Below are 987 nucleotides of genomic sequence, written 5' to 3'. Positions count from 1 at the left end.
AGAAGTTCTGAGATAGCAGAATCGGCTTGAGGGAACACAACAAAATAAAGCGGATTATTTTTATCCTTCGCATGTTGCTCTGCATAAACAGCGGCTTCCTCTGGTGGAGTAAAGATGCCATTAAAGGACACATGCACTTTGCCATCAGAGCCTTCTTGCAAATGCTGCTTTTCTTCATCCGTTAAATAATGGAACTTGGGGATTTTTTGTCCACGAGCGTCTTCTATAGGCTCTCCATTTTCATCTTTTTTATAGATTATATTTCCGTCTTTATCACGATCCACCACGGCGATGGGGTGCTCTTTGATAAACATGGTTTTATAGGAGTCATCGCTGTATTTAAACCCTTCTTCTAAGAGTTGAGTTGCCATTTCACGGTTTTCATGGACGATTTGTTCCAGCTTGCCTACATCGAGCTGTTGTACACCCTTATGGGCGGTGGCAGTATCACGATTAAGGGAGGCTATGGCTTGCTCAACATCTTGCCCTGTCAATGCCTTCTGCCCTGCTTCATCAGTAATGACAATGGTGCCATTGCTGATAGCGGATTTGGTATATCCTTCCTCTGAATCTTTAGCTTTTGAATGATCTAAGAGATTTTTAGCAATGTTTTTCCCGACACCATATTTGCCCTGATACATCGGACCACCCGCCGAAATGCTTAAACCTTGGCTGCTGGCTTGAGCATGCGCACTGTTGCTGATATCACTGGTGCTGATGCTTCCTGTGGTCAGGCTGTTTTTTTCTGCCGGCGCGGTGCTTTCAATAATACCTCCGGTCAGCGTTGTTTTATCTTTAACGTTGATCTTAAAACCACCATCACCCGCTTTGATGCCTGATTGTTCCACAACACTATGATAATCACTAGAGGATTTATCCTTGTTCAAGGAAATATTGGTTGTGGCTGTACCATCCTTTTCTCGGCTATTATAACCAATGGAAACAGAGTTTTGCTTGCTGGAACTTTGTCCCGTATCACTGCGGCTG

1 pseudogene is annotated in these 987 nt (G+C 43.9%); it reads right to left on the bottom strand.

The features are described from left to right. A pseudogene (locus ACFIL3_RS10495) lies at positions 1-987 on the bottom strand (filamentous hemagglutinin); the annotation flags it as partial.

This window comes from Bartonella sp. CE47NXGY (genome assembly GCF_042195415.1).
Lineage (GTDB): Bacteria > Pseudomonadota > Alphaproteobacteria > Rhizobiales > Rhizobiaceae > Bartonella.
The sequence above is the reverse complement of the archived record's forward strand: the minus strand, read 5'-3'. Positions and strand labels throughout refer to the sequence as shown.